The sequence below is a fragment of the Nostoc sp. 106C genome (assembly GCF_002154725.1).
Classification (GTDB): domain Bacteria; phylum Cyanobacteriota; class Cyanobacteriia; order Cyanobacteriales; family Nostocaceae; genus Aulosira.
In genome coordinates, this window is sequence record NZ_MTAW01000226.1 from 1 (window position 1) to 19188 (window position 19188).

Consider the following 19188-nt stretch of genomic DNA (forward strand, 5'->3'; position numbering starts at 1 on the left):
TTCTCCGTATTTACTTATCTTCACATAGTTTGGTTTTTTCGTGCCTACTTACTTATGGAAAGATAAAGAGTCATTAAAAAATATAAAAAAAGCCTGGAATATTAATTGCAAAACCGAAAAAATTAAACCATATTCATCAAATAATATTGTGTGTGAAAATCCGATTTTGCCTTAATTTTAAGTTCACATTATATAAACTACAAATAACCTAATTTTCTGCCTGCTGCTTTATTTCTGCATAGTTGTTTGGTAAACCTTAATTAAACGATTAATACCTTTGAAACTATAGCTTCCCATTTCTTGAAAGTCTAAGGGTTGTGAAAGCATTTTGTAAGTAACTTCACTAATCACGCATTCACCAGGAGGACAAACTGCTTCCATGCGTGCAGCCAGGTTAATAGTAGCCCCTAAAGCCGTATATTCAACCCGTTGAGAGCTACCAACATCTCCTACAACTGCTTTACCGCTATTAATTGCAATACGTAATTGTAGAGGTTCTTGCCAAAAACCATTCATATTCAGACGTTCTAAGCGAGTTAGCATACCCTTGGCAGCCGCAATTGCACGTTCGGCATGATCTGGTTGGGGTTCGGGAGCGCCAAAGAACGCCATAATACAATCACCAATATATTTATCTAAAGTGCCACCATAGCCAAACACTTCTTGCAGCATCTCTTCAAATAAATTATTAAGTAATTGAGCGATCGCGGTTGGTGTTACTCTTTCAGAAATGGCAGTAAAACCAACTAAGTCCGCAAATAAAATGCTAATTTCGCTTTCTGCGGGAGATAAACGCCCATCTGGTAACCTACCTACAGATATTAACTGCTGAACTACAGCCGGAGAGTGATAACGTTCTAGCCTGTGACGAATTACTTCTTCGTTTTTGAGTTTATCTACTAATAGCCAGCGTTGCACGCTAGAAGCTACAAGGTTAGCTAAAGCCGAAAAAAAGCTGAGTTCTTCTTCACCTTCATTAGCCCAATGGTAAGAAGATAGATGTGCATCTGCGTAGAGAACGCCAACAACTTTATTCTCATCCCATAACGGCACCGCCATGACGCTGCGAATTCCTTTAACCAAAACGCTGTGTTCTCCAGAAAAGCGTTCATCTTTATGGGTATCAGCAGATTGAATGACAACTTTTTCTTCAAATACCTTTTGGCAAATACTACGACTAATCCAACTACCATCAGCTGCTAGATTTTGTTGTTGGGAAGCGTTTCTGGTAGCAGCATTCATCAATTCCAGATTTCCCCCACCATTGACATCAATTAATAATCCCAAGCGATCGATGCTGTCTAGGTAACGAAACACCACTTCTTGCACTTGGAAGAAAATCTCTTCTATAGATGTGGCTGCACAAAGATTTTTTGCGATATCTACCAAGTCTTTAAGTCGGGCAATGGTTATATCCTTATTGTTGATATCACCATCCTTGCTATCAGCTTGTATCCATTGCTGTTGTAGTTGTTTGACGTTCCGTAGAATCGTTTTTTGCTCAGTATTATCCCCATCCCTATCCTTGATTGGCTCACGCTTAATCATCGGCTCTGCCGCAGGATCTATGACCAAAACGAGTAAACTCACATTACCCAACCAAACAACATCACCGTGATGCAACTGTTGGGGACGAGTAAGTATACGTTCATTCACTTGTGTCCCATTTTTACTGCCCATATCCGCAATAGTCCACACCCCATCAGCAGTTTTCACAATCTGGGCATGGTTACGAGAGACCCCCCCAAAAGGTAGATATAAGTTACATTCCGGTAAACGGCCAATAGTGAATACATCTTGATCCACTGAAACCGTTGTTTCAGTATCTCCCTCTTGTAGACGTAGTTTGAGTTCAGTCATGAGTGTGAAATATCTGTTCTGGAATTTGGAGGTTAGAGCATGGCTAAGACCGGGGATATATTAACTATCAGCCCTTGGCTTTATCTTTATGACACTATTAATGGCATTTCGACAACTATAATGTAGTGAATATTACGGAACAATTATATTCAGATATACATCAGCGTTATGAAGAAATTCCCAAGAAACTTCTTCTTTTAGGAAAAAGTGTATTCTAGTTAACAGTTAACCTCAGTCCAGCTATACCATGATCGGCAGATTATTAGACCACCGTTACCAAGTGGTCGAACTATTAGGCAAAGGCGGATTTGGTCATACTTATATAGCCCTAGATACTCGCCGTCCTGGAAACCCAACTTGCGTCGTTAAACATCTCAAACCTGTTACTAGCGACCCCGAATTTTTGCCATTAGCTCGACGCTTGTTTAATAGAGAAGCCGAAACTTTAGAAAAGCTGGGACATAATGACCAGATTCCCCGACTTTTAGCTTACTTTGAGGAAAACGAAGAATTTTACTTAGTGCAGGAGTTGATCGACGGACAACCACTGTCTTTAGAAATGGCTGCCGACAGGTGGAGTGAAGAGCAGGTAATTAAACTACTGCAAGATGTTTTACCTATCCTAGAATTTATTCATAGTCATGGGGTGATTCATCGAGATCTCAAACCCGAAAATTTAATCCGTCGTGCTTGTGACAATACAATCGTCTTGGTTGATTTTGGGGCTGTAAAACAAATTAAGAGTTACTCACTGATGACTCCAGAACAGCTTAAAAACGACACTGTTGCTGTTGGAACCCCAGGTTATATGCCAAGTGAGCAGGGACAAGGCAGGCCACGTCCTTGTAGCGACATTTATGCACTAGGTATGACTTGTATCCAAGCTCTAACAGGCTTGAATCCCAAGCAATTAGGAGAGGATGCCGTCAGTGGAGAAATATTATGGCAGCATCATGCTCAAGTCAGCGATCAATTGGCATCAATCTTGAATAAGATGATCCGCCATTACTTCAAATACCGCTATCAGTCAGCAACCGATGCACTCCAAGCACTCACTTCCATAACTAATGCCAACACACCAGCCGCTGTAGCAGCTGTTGTTACCCAGGTAGTAGGTCACTATTTGAAAGATGGTTATGTGACTGCAACCAAAGTCATGCACTATCTACAGGAACTGGCAAAGCCTAGCTACATTCCGCCAGATAACGAAACTCCCTCTGGTTCTACACCACAATTTATCACCGCTCCATCTACCCTACGAGCCTCTGAGGCCCAGAATGAACTGTCAACTATGACTACCAATCCAGCGCGATCGCCTAGTAGTTCGCCGTTTCACTGGCGTTCTATTCCTAAATCCTCTCCAAGATCACGATTGCTAATCGGGGCTGGTGGAGCGATCGCAGTAGTTGCTGTTGGTATTATGTCTGCTAATCACTCACAAAAACCATCTTCAGAGCCTGCTCAAAATGAAGTTAAGCAAGTAGCTAATGATACAAAGCCACCTGAACAGAAAAAAAGTTGTCTGATGGTTGTTAGTTCATCAAACTTACGCTCTTTATCTGGGTCTGGACAAAGGAAAACCGGCAAAGTTGTGAAAGCAGGTACTAAAGTCACAACTACTGGCAGAACAGAGGGTGGCTGGATAGAAATTAGTTCTCCAGAGCCAGGTTGGATTTGGAAAAGTCGGACAAAAAACTCCTGTCCTGCTAAATAGTAAAATTTTCCAGTCTACATTTTGAATAATTTAGTTTGGGGGTACTTCCAAAGGAATTTCACCCAATAATCCTTTACGATAATCTGTTAACAGATGCCTAGCGGCTCTTTCCACATCGCCTGTGTAGCGATGTTCTGCTAAAGCTTGCAAGTATGCTTCTCCTGTGTGGGGTGAAGAGTCAAGTTCGTAGCGTGCTTCTAATGGTTTTTGTGGTAATAAATTAGTAGCTACATCTTGTAGATAATTAAGTATGTTTACAAGTTCTGATGCTACTAGTTGATTATCGTAAGATGCTTCACCAATATCATCGCAAATCGCTAATTTTAATGCGGCTTCTTGATCTTCCAGCTTCAGAGGAATAACACCGGGAGCATCTAGTAATTCTAACTGGTCGGAGATTCGCACCCAGCGGAGTTGACGAGTCACACCAGGACGAGCTGCACTTTCAACTACCCGTTTACCCAACAGACGGTTAATTAACGCTGATTTACCAACATTCGGAAAACCAATCACCACCGCGCGAACTGGACGGGGTAACATCCCGCGATCGCGTCTTCTTTGATTGAGTTCTACTCCAGCCGCTTGTGCTGCTTTTAACACTGCTGCTACACCTTGACCATGTTGAGCATTGGTAAAATATGCTACTTCTCCCTGACGTTTAAAATAATCACCCCACAGCGATCGCACTTGGGAAGAAATCATATCCACCCGGTTCAGCACTAACAACCGCGTCTTATTCCCCACCCACTCACCAATTTGAGGATGGTGTGTCGCTAAGGGAATACGTGCATCTCGTACTTCCAATACCACATCTACTCGCTTTAGCTGTTCTTTTAGATTCTTTTCAGCCTTGGCAATGTGACCCGGATACCATTGGATCACGTTTAATTTATAGTTTTGAGTTAAAGCCATTGGTCATTTGTCCTTTGTCATTGGTCATTTGTAATTTGTCATTCGTCCCTAATAACTCATGATTCAGGACTCATAACTTTGTGTAACTGCTTGATGTAGAATCAAACGGTTGCCATCGGGGTCATAGGCATAGATTTCTCTACCGTGGGAAGCAACTGTAATATTTCCGGGTGGGGGATATCCCAAGGCCGTAAGGTGAGCGATCGCAGCTTCCAGGTTACTCACCTCTAAACACAAACTTATCTTACTTTTGGCTGTAGTTTCAAATTCAGCCTCGTGTGTGCTTTTAGGTTTAAAAATACCTAGCCGCAAACCAGAAAACAGAAATTCAGCATAAGCATTGGGAACCAGAGTTGTAGGATTTTGCCCCAAAACTTGTGTATAGAAACTCACTAAACTTTCAAAATTCACAGTTGCAAGAGCGACAAGTACATCAGTGTATTGAAAAATCATATTTTTTCATAACTAGCTAGGCATAAACAAATTACAGTTTGTAGTCAGGACTTTGGCAATTTTTTTGTAGTATAATTACTCTACATTAGTAACATAGGAAAAAACCTGTGGAAGCCATACTTTTAAGCCGCGAAGAAGTTGCTAAACGTGCCAAAGAACTTTATGAAAATGGCATTCGTCAACAAGTGGAAACAGAAGAAAACATCGGTAAGATGGTGATCATTGACATAGAAACAGGGGAATATGCAGTTGATAAAATAGGTATAGAATCAGCCCGATATTTACGTAATAAACACCCATTAGCTCGACTTTTTGGCATTCGCATAGGCTATAAAGTTGCTGCTTCCTTCAGTGGTGAAATGGAGCGTGATTATCGGTGATTTCTGGTATTGTCAAGAACGGACGTGCAACAGTTAATGTGATATTCCGACTGTCAAATCAACCAGATTTTACTATTGAGTTTGTTATAGATACAGGTTTCACAGAGTTTCTCGCCCTACCCCCAGAAGCAGTTAGTCTGTTAGGGTTTCCTTTTGTGTATGATATGTATGCAACTTTAGCTGACAATAGCAGTGTAATCTTGCCAGTACATCAAGCTACCATTATCTGGAATGGCGAAGAACGGGAAGTTAATGTACTTGCAACGGGAAAACGACCTTTGCTAGGAACTGCTTTACTGAATGAGAATGAACTTGTAATACAGTTTACCGAAGATGGTTTAGTAATAATTGATAAATTGTAGTTGCTTTCTATTATGTGGATATATAGGAATCCAATTTAATTTTTGAAAAAATCTACGTCTATTTCCAAAAAAATATATGAATCCTACATAGCCATACTAAATCATTCCTAAAAATTTAATAATTACGTAGTAATTTGTATGTCAGAATTATGAATTTTTACCATAAGATTTGATTTTTTTTGATAAATAATTTTTGTGTATATGGGTATCGAACTTAGTTACAGGCGCGTTACTCCTGAAGAGTTTGAAAGATTACACCATGATGTTTATTATAAAAACATTTATTTTGGTGGCAATTTCGACACAGATGAAGAAATTTATGCATATTTTGAAGCATTAAAAAATAGCGATCGCTATCTAGATCTTGATAAGTACTGGCAGTCACTTTACTTCATGTTCACAGGCGATTTCCCATACAAGGAACACAAAACTAATATTACAACTTTGCTTCATCAAGTATTCATGGGAGGGACAGCAACACATTGAGAAGCAACTTATGGCATGGTACGTTATTTTACAGTTAATGAAGTTTACGAGATAGCTGAAGTGTTAAGCCATATCTGCTTTAATGAGTTGCAACAGCGTCTTAATCAGCTATATGTAGATCGAGAAAGCAAAACCTACATGGAGCCACACTATCTCCATTTATATAATCAACTATGCCAGTTTTTTAATAAAGCAGCACAAGAAGGCGATATGATACTTTTGTCATTTGACTAAGTTTTTCTTGCAGATTATTAAGCCCCATGAAATTTCAGTTGAGTGATTGTATTGCTCATAATTGAGAGCAAACTGTATGCAAAAATTTGCCTTTTTGGGTTTAGCAATTTTCTTTACACTTGTGCTGTGCTTATCCATCAATGCTGCACAACCCCAACCTCCCCTATGGCAGGTATATCAACAGTCTTTGAAAACAGCCAAATATGTTGACCTTACCCATACAATTACGCCTAATATTCCTGTATGGTCAGGATTTGGTACTTCTAAGTTTGAACCAACAATTAATCCTAAAACTCTGCAACCATACAATTACAAAAAAGATGGCTTTGAAGCTACCCATTATGATTTATCTACCGATCAGTTAGGTACTCAACTCGATCCACCTGCGCACTGGAACCCTGAATATCCAGCTATTGATGAGTTACCTGCAACTTTTGCTGTGCGTCCTTTGGTGGTGATTCCCATCCAAGACAAAGTAGCTCAAGACCCCAATTATCATCTCACAGTGAAGGATATTCAGGCTTGGGAACGCAGGCATGGTAAGATTCTTGAAGGATCGGTTGTGTTTGTGCGTTCTGACTGGTCTAAGGAATGGCCAAATCCAGAACTAGCTACTAGAACTAAGTTTCCTGGGGTAAGTCTTGATGCTCTCAAGTTCCTACACTTACAACGCCATATTTTGTTTCACGGACATGAACCGCTGGATACAGATAGTACGCCAACCTTGGAAGGAGAAGCCTGGTTATTGCATAACGGCTATACTCAAGCTGAAGGTGTGGCGAATCTCGATCGAGTACCGGAAACAGGTGCGCTAGTAACGATTGGATATCCCAAATTTAAAGGTGGTTTAGGTGGCTATGCTCGCTATATTGCTATCTGTCCCCCAAACTGGTCTTATGGTGTATCGGTGGGTCAAATACCAGAATCTCCTCTACAAAAAGCAGATAAATCACTTCACTGGAATAAACAGCTTGGTGTTCGAGTCAGATAAGAAAAAACCGACTGGCTGTATCGCTCCACCAGTCGGCAACTAGCTTACTTTTCAGGAGAAGACAATTAAACGGAGAATGTTCTAAAGCCTTGCCTTATAATTGCAAAGGTTAGGTAATGGTATTTGAATTACCTAATTGCTATATCTAATTTTGTGCTTGTATCGGATTAGACAGGCTCCAGATTATTCTCAGCGTTTTTGCCTATAATTGGTAGATGCGATAGCCTTATGATTAATGCTTATAAGGGTTATTGCTGAGAACCCAGCTTGATTACAAGTATACCTTGACCGTCCAAATAATCAAGGTATTTGTTCCACTTTTTTAACTGGCTGAAAAATTCTATGGCTCCTCACGAAAGTGATGTAAAAGATACACCAGCGTCGTCAAAAATATGGCGGAGTTCGCAGGAAAATCTAATTTTAATAGCGATCGCTTTATGTTTGGCATTTGTGATTAGGACTTTTATTGCCGAACCACGCTACATTCCTTCTGATTCAATGTTACCCACTTTACATACAGGCGATCGCCTAGTTGTGGAAAAAATCTCTTACCGCCTTCATCCTCCCAAAACTGGGGATATCATTGTTTTTCAGCCACCAGCAGAACTTCAACGTCGTGGATATCCTAAAGACCAAGCTTTTATTAAGCGTATCATTGGTGAACCTGGAGAGATAGTGAGCGTTGCTCGTGGGAAAGTTTACCTCAACGGTCAAGCTTTAGAAGAAGACTACATTGCTGAACCACCAAATAGTCCTTACCCGCCACAGACAGTTCCAGAAGGCGAGTTTTTTGTTATGGGAGACAATCGTAACGATAGTAACGACTCTCGCTACTGGGGTTTTTTACCCAGAAAAAATATTATTGGTCGAGCGACATTTCGGTTTTGGCCTCTCAACCGGGTTGGATTTATTTAATTAGTCAGTAGTCAGTTAACAGTGAACAGGCTGATAACTGACTACTTAAAATCTTAAATAATACATTAACTGAGCGATCGCATCTGGTGATAGCGCCAAGCGCTGCTGGAAATCAACTAAGTTGCGGTAAGGTCCAGCAGATAGACGATTTTGCACGACTGCTTGCGCCAGAGAAATATCGATAAAAGGTATTTTTGCTAAACTCTCAACTGTTGCTATATTTGGATTAACTAAAGGTGCAAGACATTCTAAAGATTCTTCGTCATAGTAAACAAAATTGAGCAGTGGCTTTAGTGGTTCTAGCCGTTGTACAGGAATAGCTAAAGCCGCAGCAATATCTTCAATACAATAGAATTTAACACCTGAACGTGAAATTTCTACTAGCGATCGCGCTTGGTGAATTGACAACCCAGGTAAGCGTAACCAGTCATCTACAGTTGCTTGATTAGCATCAATCTGAATACCTAGTTGTACCGCCATCTGAAGTTCTTCCCCAGATTGTAGTCTGTAGTAGGGGTCGTTGAGCAGCTTGGCACGAAGTTTTTGCAACCTGGAATTTAAAGGTAGCCAGTTTTTCATAATTTTCGCTGGTTTCAAGAAATTTGGTCTAGCATCTGGCGGCGCTTTTGCTCAAATTCATACTCAGAAATCAGTCCATCTTGACGCAGAGCATCCAACTCACGCAAGGCGTCTGCAAGTGCTCCAACTTGATTGCTGACTTGTTGTGAGTTCTTAATTGCTGACTTACCAAAATTAAAATTCCGATCAAAAGCTTCTTCGTCTTGAGCTAAGTACCAAACTCCCTCAATAGCGCTAGCTACCTTAGGAATTGGTGTCCAAGAAAGCAAAACATATAACAGTCCCCAAAAAGGCTGTCCTAAATAAAACTTATGTAATCCTGAAATTGTTAGCGTGCCGGAAAAAGCTAAAATAGCGGCAACACTGCGGCTTTTGCGCTTAGTTAACATATTCTCCAATTTACCATAACCACATTTCCTACAATTAGATAGTTATCGTAGCAAAGTACCTGGATAACTGCTGTATTGGTGCTCTCCTACTTAACAGTCAATATATAAATCTATTGTATTGATCTCCGCTATAGAGGAGCTGCTACTCAGATGTAGGGTATATTCAGATAAACTTTACCCAGAGAACTTTTCCAAATCCATTGTGCTTCTGAGCTTATTTCATCCTCTTTTATGTAATATCGTATAATACAACTACGCTTAAAAAATATCTCAAACATTAATACAATAAAATCAAAATTTTAGGTCAAGTAAATCTTCATCAACAAATTGAAATTATAAGTTTTTAGTTTAGTTAGTTGTTTCACAACCGCGATCTATTGCAGCCAACATTACAGATTTTCATAAATCAGCAAGTTAGAGCCTAGCCTGTGGAACAGAAATTAGATAAAAACAATAGTGTTCAACCAGTTTTGAAAAAATACGCTCAACGTCATTACCAACGAGCTATTCAGTATGCCAACTTAGCGAACTGGACAAGATCTGTACAAGAACTGCGCGATGCTATCAAGCTAGAACCACAAAATAGTGACTATCATGCATTACTCGGCGTTGTACATTTCCAACAGAATTTTCCGGGAATGGCAACGGTTTATATTCGTCAAGCATTAAAACTTAATCCCCAACAGCCGCTAGCGTTAAAGTACGCTTCCAAGTTGAACATTAAACTAAATGAAAATGTAGATCCAAGATCAATGGCAACGTCTGTGAGCATTGCCGCTTTATTAAGTTTGTTTATAGCGCGCCAACATTTTTGAGTCAAGTGTTGAAATTTCGGTAAATAACCGTAATGAAACCGTAGCTTATTCCCTAGATTATTACCCTAGATTAGAATAAAAATATAAGCAAAACCATAATTTACTGAGTGTTAGCACTCAGTTGAATATTAAACAAAATGGGATTCTTTGACTCTGAGATAGTTCAGCAGGAAGCAAAGCAGCTGTTTGACGATTATCAAGCGCTAATCAAGCTTGGTAACAACTACGGCAAATTTGACCGTGAGGGCAAAAAGCTGTTTATTGAGCAAATGGAAGCCATGATGGATCGCTATCGCATCTTTATGAAGCGCTTCGAGCTCTCAGAAGATTTCATGGCGCAAATGACTATGGAACAGATGAAAACTCAGCTAGGTCAGTTTGGGGTTACTCCTCAGCAAATGTTTGACCAAATGCATCTCACTCTACAGAGAATGAAAGCCGAGCTAGAAAAACAGCCCTGAGCAATTTTAGATTTTGCGAAAAGTTGAGCCAGTGCGTTGCGGAGGGAACCTCCGTTGTAGCAACTGGCGTCGGGGAACCCGACTTGTAGACACCCGGAGAGTGGCTTCCCGCAGGGTAGCAACTGGCGTTGCGTGCAGAGGTTCCCCCCCGTTGAGCAAACTTTTCAAGACAGATTCTAGATTTTGGATTAATTGCCAATCTAAAATCTAGAATCCGAAATTATTGGGCTTTGGGGCGAGTAAATTGGGAGGGCGATTTAAAGCTCTCTGCGGGTACATCCTTGAGCGCCTTTTGCATAAAGTCGCGCCAGATGGGAGCTACCATTACGCCACCTGTAGCACCGTGGGCTAATTGTCTGTTGTCGTCCCTACCTACCCAAACAGCAGTAGTTAACTGGGGCACTGTACCCACAAACCAAATATCTTTTTCTGAGGATGTTGTACCCGTCTTACCCGCAGCCGGGCGGCCTATAGCAGCATTTTTACCAGTTCCACTCTCAATTACCGATTGCATGACATTGAGAATTGCTGCCGATGCCCAAGGATCGAGAACTAACTGAGGCTTGGGCGTGTTATCTAGTAGAACGTTACCGCTACTATCAGTAACACGCGCAATTACCGTTGGTGGTGATTGCCAGCCATAATTAGCAAAGGTAGCATAGGCACTAGCCATTTCTAGAGGAGTGACACCAATTGCTCCTAGAGGCAAAGAAGTCACCGGTTCCATCGGACTCATAATCCCCAAGGTGCGGCAAGTTTCGATAACTTTATTCATCCCCACAGCTTTACCTACTTTAATTACGGGGATATTACGAGATTGTGAGAGCGCAGTGCGAATTGACATCGCTCCCCCAAAACCACCATCATAATTTTTTGGGTAGTACCAACCGTCACCATCTCGATAGCTAACTGGGGCATCGACCACTGTTGTGTCTGGTGTAAACTTTCCAGAAGCAAACGCAGTGTAGTAAACAAAAGGTTTGAAAGAAGATCCTGGCTGACGCTGAGCTTGGGTAGCGCGGTTAAACTCGCTGATTTTGGAATCTACGCCGCCTACTAAAGCTTTGACGAAATGTGTACGGGGATCAATTGCCACTAGAGCCATTTGATTCTTAGATAACCCTTCGCCTTCGAGTGTTTCATGCCACTTAGCGACGGTTTGTTCTGCCATTTTTTGGAAGTCGGCATCAACTGTAGTTTGGACTCGCATACCACCTTTAAGTAGTGCGTCGCGTCCGAACTTTTTCGCTAATTCTTGTGACACAGTATTGGTTACATAAGGTAAGGCACTACCTTGAAACGACCGAATTTTTCCAAGTTTGATTTCTTGTTTCAGGGCATCGTCGTACTCTTTCTGGCTAATCCAATTCAAGTCCAGCATTCGCCCTAAAACTTCTTTTTGTTTCTGTTTTGCCATTTTCATACTGACAAACGGGCTAAATTCTTCTGGTGCTTGAATTAAACCGGCCATCATCGCCGATTCACCCAATGTTAAAAATTCTGATGACTTGTTAAAGTAACTGCGTGCTGCTGTTTGTACACCATAATTGTTATGACCCCAATAAACTTGATTGAGGTACATTTCTAGAATTTGGTCTTTGGAAAGAATTTGCTCTAGGCGAATTGCCAGCACTGCTTCCGCTATCTTACGGGTAAAGGCACGCTTTTGAGACAAAAATATGTTTTTCACTAATTGCATCGTGATGGTAGAGCCGCCTTCTTTGACTCCACCAGCGATCGAGTTAACAACTATGGCACGACCTACACCAGTAGGATTAATACCATGATGATTGTAGAAATGACCATCTTCACTTGCTAATACTGCTCTTTTGAGATTTGGGGAAATTTTATCTAAAGGTACAACTTCTCGGTTGGCTTCCCCATGAACACTCGTTAACAGCTTGCCTTTTAAATCATAAATATAAGTAGTTTCTGAAGGAAAGAAGTTACGTAATTGCCTGACATCCGGCAAATTACGGAAACTAATAGCCAAACCCACCAATCCTCCCGCTACAATTGAACTTGTCAGCATCGTGATTGATAGTAGAGTTCCGCCAGCTACCTGACCTACTCCTTTCAAAAACTCAAAACCTGATGAAGCCTTATTTTGGGCTTCCTTGTCTTCAAAAGTCCTAGACGACACGGCGATTTCACTTCCTCACTCGTAAATATAAATGTAATTGATTTGGCGAAGCAAGGCGGTTGATTTTTTGCAATTATAGTAGTTTGGCAGATAAGAGAACGGACAAATTGCCAGTGAATACAACCAACCTAACTTCTCCAGCCCAAAGCTTAATTAATAGCGAATCTCCTAGTATGGCGCAAGATTTTGCTTGGTTGCGTCGTGGTATTGTGGAAATTTTCCCACAACCAACTGATGCTGACAACGAAAGTGAAAATTTAGAAAAGCGCTTGGCAACTACAAGCAGACCTTTAAGGGTCAAATTGGGCATTGATCCAACGGGTGCTGATATTCATCTTGGTCATAGCATACCGGTAAGAAAACTGCGAGCTTTTCAAGATGCAGGTCATACAGCAGTTCTGATTATTGGGGATTTTACGGCTCGCATTGGCGATCCGACTGGTAAATCTGAGGTGCGTCGCCAACTGACAGAGGCAGAGGTAGCGCAAAATGCCCAGACTTATCTCGATCAAGTACGTCCTATATTGGATTTTGACACACCTGGGAGATTAGAGGTACGCTATAACTCCGAATGGCTCTCTCTACTTGATTTGGGGAAAATTTTAGAGTTACTCTCTACGATGACGGTGGGGCAGATGTTGGCCAAGGAAGGATTTGCAGAACGTTATAAAAAAGAGAATCCGATTTTCCTCCATGAGTTCCTTTATCCGTTGATGCAGGGATATGATTCTGTTGCTGTTGAAGCAGATGTGGAGTTGGGTGGGACTGACCAGAAATTTAACATTGCTGTGGGGCGAGATTTACAACGTCATTTTGGACAAAAACCCCAGTTTGGATTATTGCTGCCGATTTTGATTGGTACGGATGGCGTGCAGAAAATGTCTAAGTCCTTAGGTAATTATGTGGGCTTATCAGAACACCCATCTGATAAATATCAGAAATTGCAGGGAGTACCCGATCAACTACTAGAACAATATTTTGAGATGCTGACAGATTTAGCTTTAGAGAAACTGCCCGAAAAACCACGCGATCGCCAATTACTTCTAGCATGGGAAGTTGTTAAACAATATCACGGCGAAGCAGCAGCGAATAAGGCTAAAGAAGTAGTAGACAGTGGTGGTCAAAAAGGTGCATTACCAGAATTTTCTTTAGCTGACATACCCCAGTTTCCCGTAAAGTTGGCTTATCTACTCAATGCTAGTGGCTTGTGCAAAAGTAGCGGGGAAGGCAAGCGGAAAATTCAAGAGGGTGGAGTGTATTTAGATGGCGATCGCATTACTAATGTTGATACTAGTTTTGGGCAGCCCAGCGAATTATCTGGAAGAGTTCTGCAAGTGGGGAAAAACAAGTTTGTGCGCTTAGTACCTTAATGTATGAAATGAACCGCCGATAAACACCGATAAACGCCGATGAAAGCCAAGCAGCGAATTATTGTACCTTTGGATGTGTCAGATTTGCAGAGTGCGATCGCCCTTGTGGATCAGCTTCCCCAAGTTGGTTTCTGGAAAGTTGGTTTGGAGTTATTTACCAGCACTGGGCCTAAAATCCTCGAACTGCTTAAGTCCCGGCAAAAGCGCATTTTCCTGGATTTAAAGTTTCATGACATCCCCAACACTGTTGCTGGTGCTTCTCAGGCTGCGGCTCGTTATGGGGTAGATTTGCTGACAATTCATGCTACTGCTGGTAAGGATGCCCTAAAAGCGGCAACTGAGGCAGTACGAACAGGGGCAGCACAGGCGGGTGTGCAACCGCCAAAATTACTTGCTATTACGCTGCTGACAAGTATTTCTGCTAGACAGTTGGCATTCGATTTAAAAATTCCCCTAGAACTGCCAGAATATACCCTAGAGATGGCACTAATAGCTCAAGAAACCGGATTGGATGGGGCAGTGTGTTCACCTCAGGAAGTGGCACAACTACGACAAACTTGCGGGGATGATTTTCTGTTAGTTTGTCCTGGAGTCCGTCCTACTTGGGCAGACAAGGCAGATCAAAAGCGATCGCTCACCCCAGCACAAGCAATCAAAGCAGGCGCAGATTACCTAGTAATTGGGCGTCCTATTACCACTGCTGCTGACCCTGAGTTAGCTTGGAAGAGAATTTCTGAAGAGATAACTACAGTGGCATGAAGGTAGGAATAAAGAAGACGCGGGGACAAAGGGGTACGGTGATAAAGTCGGAGTCTTGGACCGCTTTCGTGAAACCATTCACATTCAATAAAAGATATTCTTCAGTCTCCGCGTCCTCTTCAATCAGAAAGGGCATGGGTAACTTGTGGTTGATAGTTTGGGGTTTCTGGCTGGTAATAGCAAGTAGTATTGATAACTCAGCATTGTCGCAGAACCAATCTCCGTCATCTTACAAAGATGTGGTTAATAATAAAGTAGGGTCCGCTTGCTCAGAAAAAAATTTAGATACTTTAATTACTTATATACTACGAGATTTACCTAGTTACACCAACCGTGTTACGCAACGTGCCCGTCGTCGTAGCAGAAGTAGTGAAGTTTACAGCTATATGCTAGTAGCAGGTAGACCCGAGTTTACGCCCTTGCCGCTAAATCCTGGGATTGACACCGCAGATACCTCCAAAAGTGCAGCGTCAGGAGTCGAGCAGGTTTTCTTTACTACTTTAGAACGGCAGTATATAGATGGAAAAGCGGTGGAATTACAAGAATTCCACTGGCTGTTGTTGACTAAAACTCAAAATGGTTGGCGTTTGGTAATGATGTTTACCCAAACTGGTTCATCTCCAAAGCAACAACCGCCATCTCCGCCACGAGATAGTAGCAACAGCGCTATTGCGCAAGCGATTAATATTTGGCTGCGGGATTGTCAAGCAGGAAGTATACGGATGCGCAGTAAACCTTTTTAACGAATTTCATCGTATTTAGCCCGCACTGCTTGTATATCTTGCCACATCAACCATTTGGGACCGCCAACTTCCCGAGAAGGATTCCGCAGTAAGTAGGAAGGGTGGAAAATTGGCATACACAAACGTCCTTGCCACTCTATCCACTGTCCGCGAATTTTAGTAATGCCACGCTTATCGCCTGTTAAGCCTTTAACCGCAGTTGCACCAGTTAACAGAATAATTTTTGGATCTACGAGGCGAATTTGTTCTAATAAGTAGGGCAAGCAAGCCGCCATTTCTTCAGTAGTAGGAACCCGATTCTCTGGTGGACGACATTTATTGATATTGGCAATATATACATCATTCTCAGTACTTAAACTCACAGATGCCAATATTTTCTCTAGCAGCTGCCCCGATCTACCTACAAATGGTAACCCTGTTTCGTCTTCATTTTGCCCTGGAGCTTCCCCCACAACCATAATTGGTGCCTTGAGGTTCCCACGGCCAACGACAGCATGAGTGCGATTGTCTCCCAATCCACAACGATGGCACTGATTGCAGTGCAGTGCCAACTCTGTCATATCGGAATAGGTATTAGAAGGTATAGGAATTTTGCCGTCTGTAGGAATCAGATCTCTTTGGTTAAAGCTTGAATCGTCAAATAGGCTGAGTTGGGTTTCGCTGCTCATGGCAATCTGGAAGTTGGGGTCAGTAGCACCTGTCTAAGCTAGGTGCAATACTTCTGTTGTAGGAGATTTGTTTGTAATCAACTGTTGCTGAAAATTGTTATTTACAGAACCTTTATTGTATCAGTTGTATCGGTTCATTTCAGCAGCAATTAGTCATGAGCAAAGCAAAAGTATTTTCAGTCAAGATCCATTGTTTGGTATTGCATTGCTTTGGCATAATCACCTAAGGCATAACAAGCAACTCTTAAACTGGCAAGGGCTTGTTCTTGGCTGCGACGGTCTTTGATAGCCTTGGCTAAGAGCAAACGTTGTTCATGGTATGTGATTGCTTTAGAGTAATCACCTAAAGCTTCACAAGCAACTCCTAAACTCCCTAGGGACTGTTCCTCACTTCGCTTGTCTTGAAGTTCTTTGGCTAATTGCCAACGCTCTTCGTAATAAATAATAGCTTTAGCATAATCACCCAAGGCATAGCAGGCATTACCCAGATTTTTGAGTACATGAACAGCACTACGCAGATTTTTCAGAGAGCGTGATATGACTACACACTTTTCATAGTAAGCGATCGCTTTTGGATAATCGTCCAATGCATACCAAGCATTGCCTAAATTTTTGAGTACTTGTTCTTCGCCCCAATTGTCTTGAAGTTCTTGAACAATTTCTAAACTTTGCTCTTGATACCTAATTGCTCTTGCAACGTTACCTACAGCTTTATAAACCAAACCCAGATTATTTAGAGCCGCTACTTGACTCCGCTTATCTTGCTGCTGCTGGGTGATTTTCAAACTTTCTTCTAAAAACTGAATAGCTTTGTCATAGTCGTTGAGGTGACGGTAAGCATTACCCAAATGAGAAAGCACTTGCATCCGCACAGCTAAATCTGAGTTGTCCTTCATTAAGGAAAGAGATTGTTGGCAGTAGGAGATAGTTTTCTGGTAGTCCCCTGACGTATAAGCTGTTAATGCTAACAAAGAAAGCACTTTTCCCTGTTTTTGGGAATTCCCTACTGCGTGAAACAGCACTAGAGATTCTTCTAAAAACTTCATTGCAGCAATTAAATCGCCAGCTTGCTGCTTTTTGACTCCTTGCCGCATTAGTTTAGATGCTTCTAATAGCTGAGAATTACTTTCTTGGGAAAAAATTGTTTCTTCTGATAAACCTTGGTCAAATTCATGGGTAATCGTGTTACTCTTCCTTAATTTTCCAGATTTCTTTGGTACTTTTAAGGGGTCTATATTTTTTTCGCCTGTAGACATCGACCAAGTCCTGTTAAGTTTGGTGATATCTTTTAGTATGCCCAAAATTCCTGAGTAAATCTTTATGCAAGTAGGCTATTGTTGTCTCATCTCGGCTACTGAACGATTCATAGGGATTTTGGTATTCCAAATTTGTTCAAATTCTGCCTTAGTAATAGCAAATTCTCGGAGATCCTCTTCATTGAATTGCTTATCGCATAACATGCCATAGTTATCTGTTAAATGGCTGCTATCATAAGTCAAGATATTACCGTTTTCGTAAATTTCTATTTGCCTTACGGCATATAAATCATGCCCAACTTCCATAAAGTAAGTGCTAGTGCCCCAATGATCATATTCGCCTCCTAAGGATTCATCCCAAAACCATTTGCAATATCTCTTTTTGTGTTTTGAGAAAGACATAAATGCTTTACTCCTCTGAGAGATGACTAAATTTTTAGTTGTTTGTTATGCAAATATAATTGTTTTAAGTCTGAGTTAAGAGTCCTTTAAAAATTAAAGTCAGTAGAAGGAAACAATATTATTTTACAGATCTACTCCAACCTCTGCACTTTAGATGGAACGAAGTATTTCTCTAACTTCCATTAAAATTATTCCCAACATATTTTTACCACTTCCATCAGATCCACAACCCCAATAAAAATCAATAGGAGAGTTTTCGATGATTTCTTCATTACCTGTAGAAAGCAGAATTTCTCTAATATCTGTATGAGTTTCAAATTTACGTAGTACAGCCTTGCGCATCACGTCGTCCTTAACTTGTTCCCAATCTTGGCGCAGAGGACGGCTTCTTTCACGCCCCATTCTTGCTGCTTCCTTAGGATTTTTTACTAACCGGATTTGTTCTACATGCAAGGTTCCGACAAACTTTTGTGCTTGGAAATAGTGTTCGCTGGTAGGCCAATATAATTCATCTAACTCAAAGCCGTGGGGTGAAAAGTTGGAGAAACAGCCATATTGTTCGCGAACGGTGTAAAAATAAATGGTCATAGAATTTAGGCTCTAACTTACTTGTTATGCTAAGTCTGCAAGAAAAAACAGGCTTATCTGAACTGTATTGCTTTGTTGTCAATTATCCATAAAATGTCATATTGAAGCATTAATTGATGTCATCATTTGATTATCTAATATCAATTAGTTTGCAAAATTTAACTATTCTCTGAAAAGTTTCTTTAAGAGTACGTCGTCTAAATTAGATAACTTTTCTTAAGTCTTTCCTATGAAAGAAAAGTGCATGGGGTTGGATGTTTTTAAGTCCTATGCTCACTACCAACCAATTCCCTGGGTTCGTAGTGACGGCATCCCTGGCATGGACCGTTGGGATTAACAGCACAGCGGATATAGCCGGATCTCGCATTAAATTTGCAGCTGATGTCGCCAACTAAATAACCTACGCCTTCTAGATAGTAGCGTTCCCCAAAAGAATTGCCGCAGGCATCGCCTTCGACTTGTCTAATATCCTGCCTTACCCGCACTCCCGTAACGTTCATGGCTGCTTGTCTCATCCTTAAACGTGTCCGCAAATGAGTTTTGCGAATTATCCACAGGGAGAACAGGGATGGTAAGAAACCAATGGCGATCACCAAAAGAGTTCTTAACACTTTTTCCTTACCTCTTTTATGTGCTGATTAATCGTCCCAGATATTGCATTATCGTTATTTTCTTGAGTGCAACTATTAGGACAGTTCCGCCTTTGCG

21 protein-coding genes and 1 pseudogene are annotated in these 19188 nt (G+C 41.3%); 11 read left to right on the forward strand and 11 right to left on the reverse strand.

Annotated features, from left to right (window positions below):
- Window positions 1–228: 228 nt before the first annotated feature.
- Entirely contained in the window at window positions 229–1860 is a 1632-nt protein-coding gene (locus BV375_RS33125; RefSeq protein WP_086768471.1) for an adenylate/guanylate cyclase domain-containing protein, read from the reverse strand.
- 247 nt (window positions 1861–2107) lie between these two features.
- Here BV375_RS33125 and BV375_RS33130 point away from each other — a divergent pair, with 247 nt between their 5' ends.
- Complete coding sequence (locus BV375_RS33130) at window positions 2108–3574, forward strand: serine/threonine protein kinase (protein ID WP_086768473.1); 1467 nt, start codon at window positions 2108–2110, stop codon at window positions 3572–3574.
- Between the two features lie 30 nt (window positions 3575–3604).
- Here BV375_RS33130 and ylqF read toward each other — a convergent pair whose 3' ends face one another.
- Window positions 3605–4486 (reverse strand): ribosome biogenesis GTPase YlqF, encoded by an 882-nt coding sequence (gene ylqF, locus BV375_RS33135; RefSeq protein WP_086768475.1) that lies wholly within the window; start codon window positions 4484–4486, stop codon window positions 3605–3607.
- A 63-nt stretch (window positions 4487–4549) separates the two neighbouring features.
- Window positions 4550–4939, reverse strand: a complete 390-nt coding sequence (locus BV375_RS33140) for a VOC family protein (RefSeq protein ID WP_086768477.1) — start codon at window positions 4937–4939, stop codon at window positions 4550–4552.
- A gap of 107 nt (window positions 4940–5046) precedes the next feature.
- On the opposite strand from BV375_RS33140, the gene BV375_RS33145 reads away from it, so the two are divergent.
- The 5 genes and pseudogenes from BV375_RS33145 (at window position 5047) to lepB (ending at window position 8307) form a co-directional block, all read left to right on the forward strand.
- Window positions 5047–5319, forward strand: coding sequence for a hypothetical protein (locus BV375_RS33145; protein WP_086768479.1), 273 nt, complete (start codon window positions 5047–5049; stop codon window positions 5317–5319).
- Window positions 5316–5681, forward strand: coding sequence for a clan AA aspartic protease (locus BV375_RS33150; RefSeq protein ID WP_086768481.1), 366 nt, complete (start codon window positions 5316–5318; stop codon window positions 5679–5681). Before BV375_RS33145 ends, BV375_RS33150 begins: the two co-directional genes overlap by 4 nt.
- 201 nt (window positions 5682–5882) lie before the next feature.
- Window positions 5883–6401, forward strand: a pseudogene (locus BV375_RS33155) (DUF1877 family protein).
- Window positions 6402–6477: 76 nt separating this feature from the next.
- A complete protein-coding gene (locus BV375_RS33160; RefSeq protein WP_086768483.1) occupies window positions 6478–7392 on the forward strand; it encodes a cyclase family protein in 915 nt (304 codons plus the stop codon).
- A 342-nt stretch (window positions 7393–7734) separates the two neighbouring features.
- The gene (gene lepB, locus BV375_RS33165) at window positions 7735–8307 is read left to right on the forward strand and encodes a signal peptidase I (protein WP_086768485.1); all 573 of its coding nucleotides are present in this window, start codon (window positions 7735–7737) and stop codon (window positions 8305–8307) included.
- A gap of 45 nt (window positions 8308–8352) precedes the next feature.
- On the opposite strand, the gene BV375_RS33170 is transcribed toward lepB, so the two are convergent.
- Both BV375_RS33170 and BV375_RS33175 read right to left on the reverse strand, forming a co-directional pair.
- On the reverse strand, window positions 8353–8886 hold the full coding sequence (locus BV375_RS33170) for a ComEA family DNA-binding protein (protein ID WP_086768571.1): 534 nt from the start codon (window positions 8884–8886) through the stop codon (window positions 8353–8355).
- A gap of 14 nt (window positions 8887–8900) precedes the next feature.
- A complete protein-coding gene (locus BV375_RS33175; RefSeq protein WP_086768488.1) occupies window positions 8901–9275 on the reverse strand; it encodes an NINE protein in 375 nt (124 codons plus the stop codon).
- A 428-nt stretch (window positions 9276–9703) separates the two neighbouring features.
- Here BV375_RS33175 and BV375_RS33180 point away from each other — a divergent pair, with 428 nt between their 5' ends.
- Window positions 9704–10090 (forward strand): hypothetical protein, encoded by a 387-nt coding sequence (locus tag BV375_RS33180; protein WP_086768490.1) that lies wholly within the window; start codon window positions 9704–9706, stop codon window positions 10088–10090.
- Between the two features lie 137 nt (window positions 10091–10227).
- Window positions 10228–10551 carry a DUF1825 family protein gene (locus BV375_RS33185; protein WP_086768492.1) on the forward strand — a complete coding sequence of 108 codons (324 nt, stop codon included), beginning with the start codon at window positions 10228–10230 and terminating at the stop codon, window positions 10549–10551.
- Between the two features lie 220 nt (window positions 10552–10771).
- On the opposite strand, the gene BV375_RS33190 is transcribed toward BV375_RS33185, so the two are convergent.
- The gene (locus BV375_RS33190) at window positions 10772–12694 is read right to left on the reverse strand and encodes a transglycosylase domain-containing protein (RefSeq protein ID WP_086768494.1); all 1923 of its coding nucleotides are present in this window, start codon (window positions 12692–12694) and stop codon (window positions 10772–10774) included.
- A 173-nt stretch (window positions 12695–12867) separates the two neighbouring features.
- Here BV375_RS33190 and tyrS point away from each other — a divergent pair, with 173 nt between their 5' ends.
- The 3 genes from tyrS (at window position 12868) to BV375_RS33205 (ending at window position 15566) form a co-directional block, all read left to right on the forward strand.
- Window positions 12868–14064, forward strand: a complete 1197-nt coding sequence (tyrS, locus tag BV375_RS33195; protein ID WP_208099230.1) for a tyrosine--tRNA ligase — start codon at window positions 12868–12870, stop codon at window positions 14062–14064.
- Window positions 14065–14103: 39 nt separating this feature from the next.
- Window positions 14104–14823, forward strand: a complete 720-nt coding sequence (gene pyrF, locus BV375_RS33200) for an orotidine-5'-phosphate decarboxylase (RefSeq protein WP_086768498.1) — start codon at window positions 14104–14106, stop codon at window positions 14821–14823.
- Between the two features lie 134 nt (window positions 14824–14957).
- A complete protein-coding gene (locus BV375_RS33205) occupies window positions 14958–15566 on the forward strand; it encodes a hypothetical protein (RefSeq protein WP_086768500.1) in 609 nt (202 codons plus the stop codon).
- Here the strand turns inward: BV375_RS33205 and BV375_RS33210 are convergent.
- The 5 genes from BV375_RS33210 to BV375_RS33230 form a co-directional block, all read right to left on the reverse strand.
- Window positions 15563–16234, reverse strand: coding sequence for a uracil-DNA glycosylase (locus tag BV375_RS33210; RefSeq protein ID WP_086768502.1), 672 nt, complete (start codon window positions 16232–16234; stop codon window positions 15563–15565). The genes BV375_RS33205 and BV375_RS33210 overlap by 4 nt on opposite strands.
- 176 nt (window positions 16235–16410) lie before the next feature.
- Window positions 16411–17490 carry a tetratricopeptide repeat protein gene (locus BV375_RS33215; RefSeq protein WP_086768504.1) on the reverse strand — a complete coding sequence of 360 codons (1080 nt, stop codon included), beginning with the start codon at window positions 17488–17490 and terminating at the stop codon, window positions 16411–16413.
- 75 nt (window positions 17491–17565) lie between these two features.
- Entirely contained in the window at window positions 17566–17892 is a 327-nt protein-coding gene (locus BV375_RS33220) for a hypothetical protein (RefSeq protein ID WP_086768506.1), read from the reverse strand.
- Between the two features lie 150 nt (window positions 17893–18042).
- Complete coding sequence (locus BV375_RS33225) at window positions 18043–18480, reverse strand: NADAR family protein (RefSeq protein WP_086768508.1); 438 nt, start codon at window positions 18478–18480, stop codon at window positions 18043–18045.
- 260 nt (window positions 18481–18740) lie between these two features.
- Window positions 18741–19091, reverse strand: coding sequence for a DUF6464 family protein (locus tag BV375_RS33230; RefSeq protein WP_086768511.1), 351 nt, complete (start codon window positions 19089–19091; stop codon window positions 18741–18743).
- Window positions 19092–19188: the final 97 nt, after the last annotated feature.

Bases quoted from the DNA above. Each gene is read 5' to 3' on its own strand.
- tyrS (WP_208099230.1), top strand. From the start codon at position 12,868: ATGGCGCAAGATTTTGCTTGGTTGCGTCGTGGTATTGTGGAAATTTTC.
- BV375_RS33205 (WP_086768500.1), top strand. From the start codon at position 14,958: ATGGGTAACTTGTGGTTGATAGTTTGGGGTTTCTGGCTGGTAATAGCA.
- BV375_RS33185 (WP_086768492.1), top strand. From the start codon at position 10,228: ATGGGATTCTTTGACTCTGAGATAGTTCAGCAGGAAGCAAAGCAGCTG.
- BV375_RS33175 (WP_086768488.1), bottom strand. From the start codon at position 9,275: ATGTTAACTAAGCGCAAAAGCCGCAGTGTTGCCGCTATTTTAGCTTTT.
- BV375_RS33130 (WP_086768473.1), top strand. From the start codon at position 2,108: ATGATCGGCAGATTATTAGACCACCGTTACCAAGTGGTCGAACTATTA.
- BV375_RS33225 (WP_086768508.1), bottom strand. From the start codon at position 18,480: ATGACCATTTATTTTTACACCGTTCGCGAACAATATGGCTGTTTCTCC.
- BV375_RS33220 (WP_086768506.1), bottom strand. From the start codon at position 17,892: ATGTCTTTCTCAAAACACAAAAAGAGATATTGCAAATGGTTTTGGGAT.
- BV375_RS33140 (WP_086768477.1), bottom strand. From the start codon at position 4,939: ATGATTTTTCAATACACTGATGTACTTGTCGCTCTTGCAACTGTGAAT.
- BV375_RS33170 (WP_086768571.1), bottom strand. From the start codon at position 8,886: ATGAAAAACTGGCTACCTTTAAATTCCAGGTTGCAAAAACTTCGTGCC.
- BV375_RS33210 (WP_086768502.1), bottom strand. From the start codon at position 16,234: ATGAGCAGCGAAACCCAACTCAGCCTATTTGACGATTCAAGCTTTAAC.
- BV375_RS33160 (WP_086768483.1), top strand. From the start codon at position 6,478: ATGCAAAAATTTGCCTTTTTGGGTTTAGCAATTTTCTTTACACTTGTG.
- pyrF (WP_086768498.1), top strand. From the start codon at position 14,104: ATGAAAGCCAAGCAGCGAATTATTGTACCTTTGGATGTGTCAGATTTG.
- BV375_RS33125 (WP_086768471.1), bottom strand. From the start codon at position 1,860: ATGACTGAACTCAAACTACGTCTACAAGAGGGAGATACTGAAACAACG.
- BV375_RS33215 (WP_086768504.1), bottom strand. From the start codon at position 17,490: ATGTCTACAGGCGAAAAAAATATAGACCCCTTAAAAGTACCAAAGAAA.
- ylqF (WP_086768475.1), bottom strand. From the start codon at position 4,486: ATGGCTTTAACTCAAAACTATAAATTAAACGTGATCCAATGGTATCCG.
- lepB (WP_086768485.1), top strand. From the start codon at position 7,735: ATGGCTCCTCACGAAAGTGATGTAAAAGATACACCAGCGTCGTCAAAA.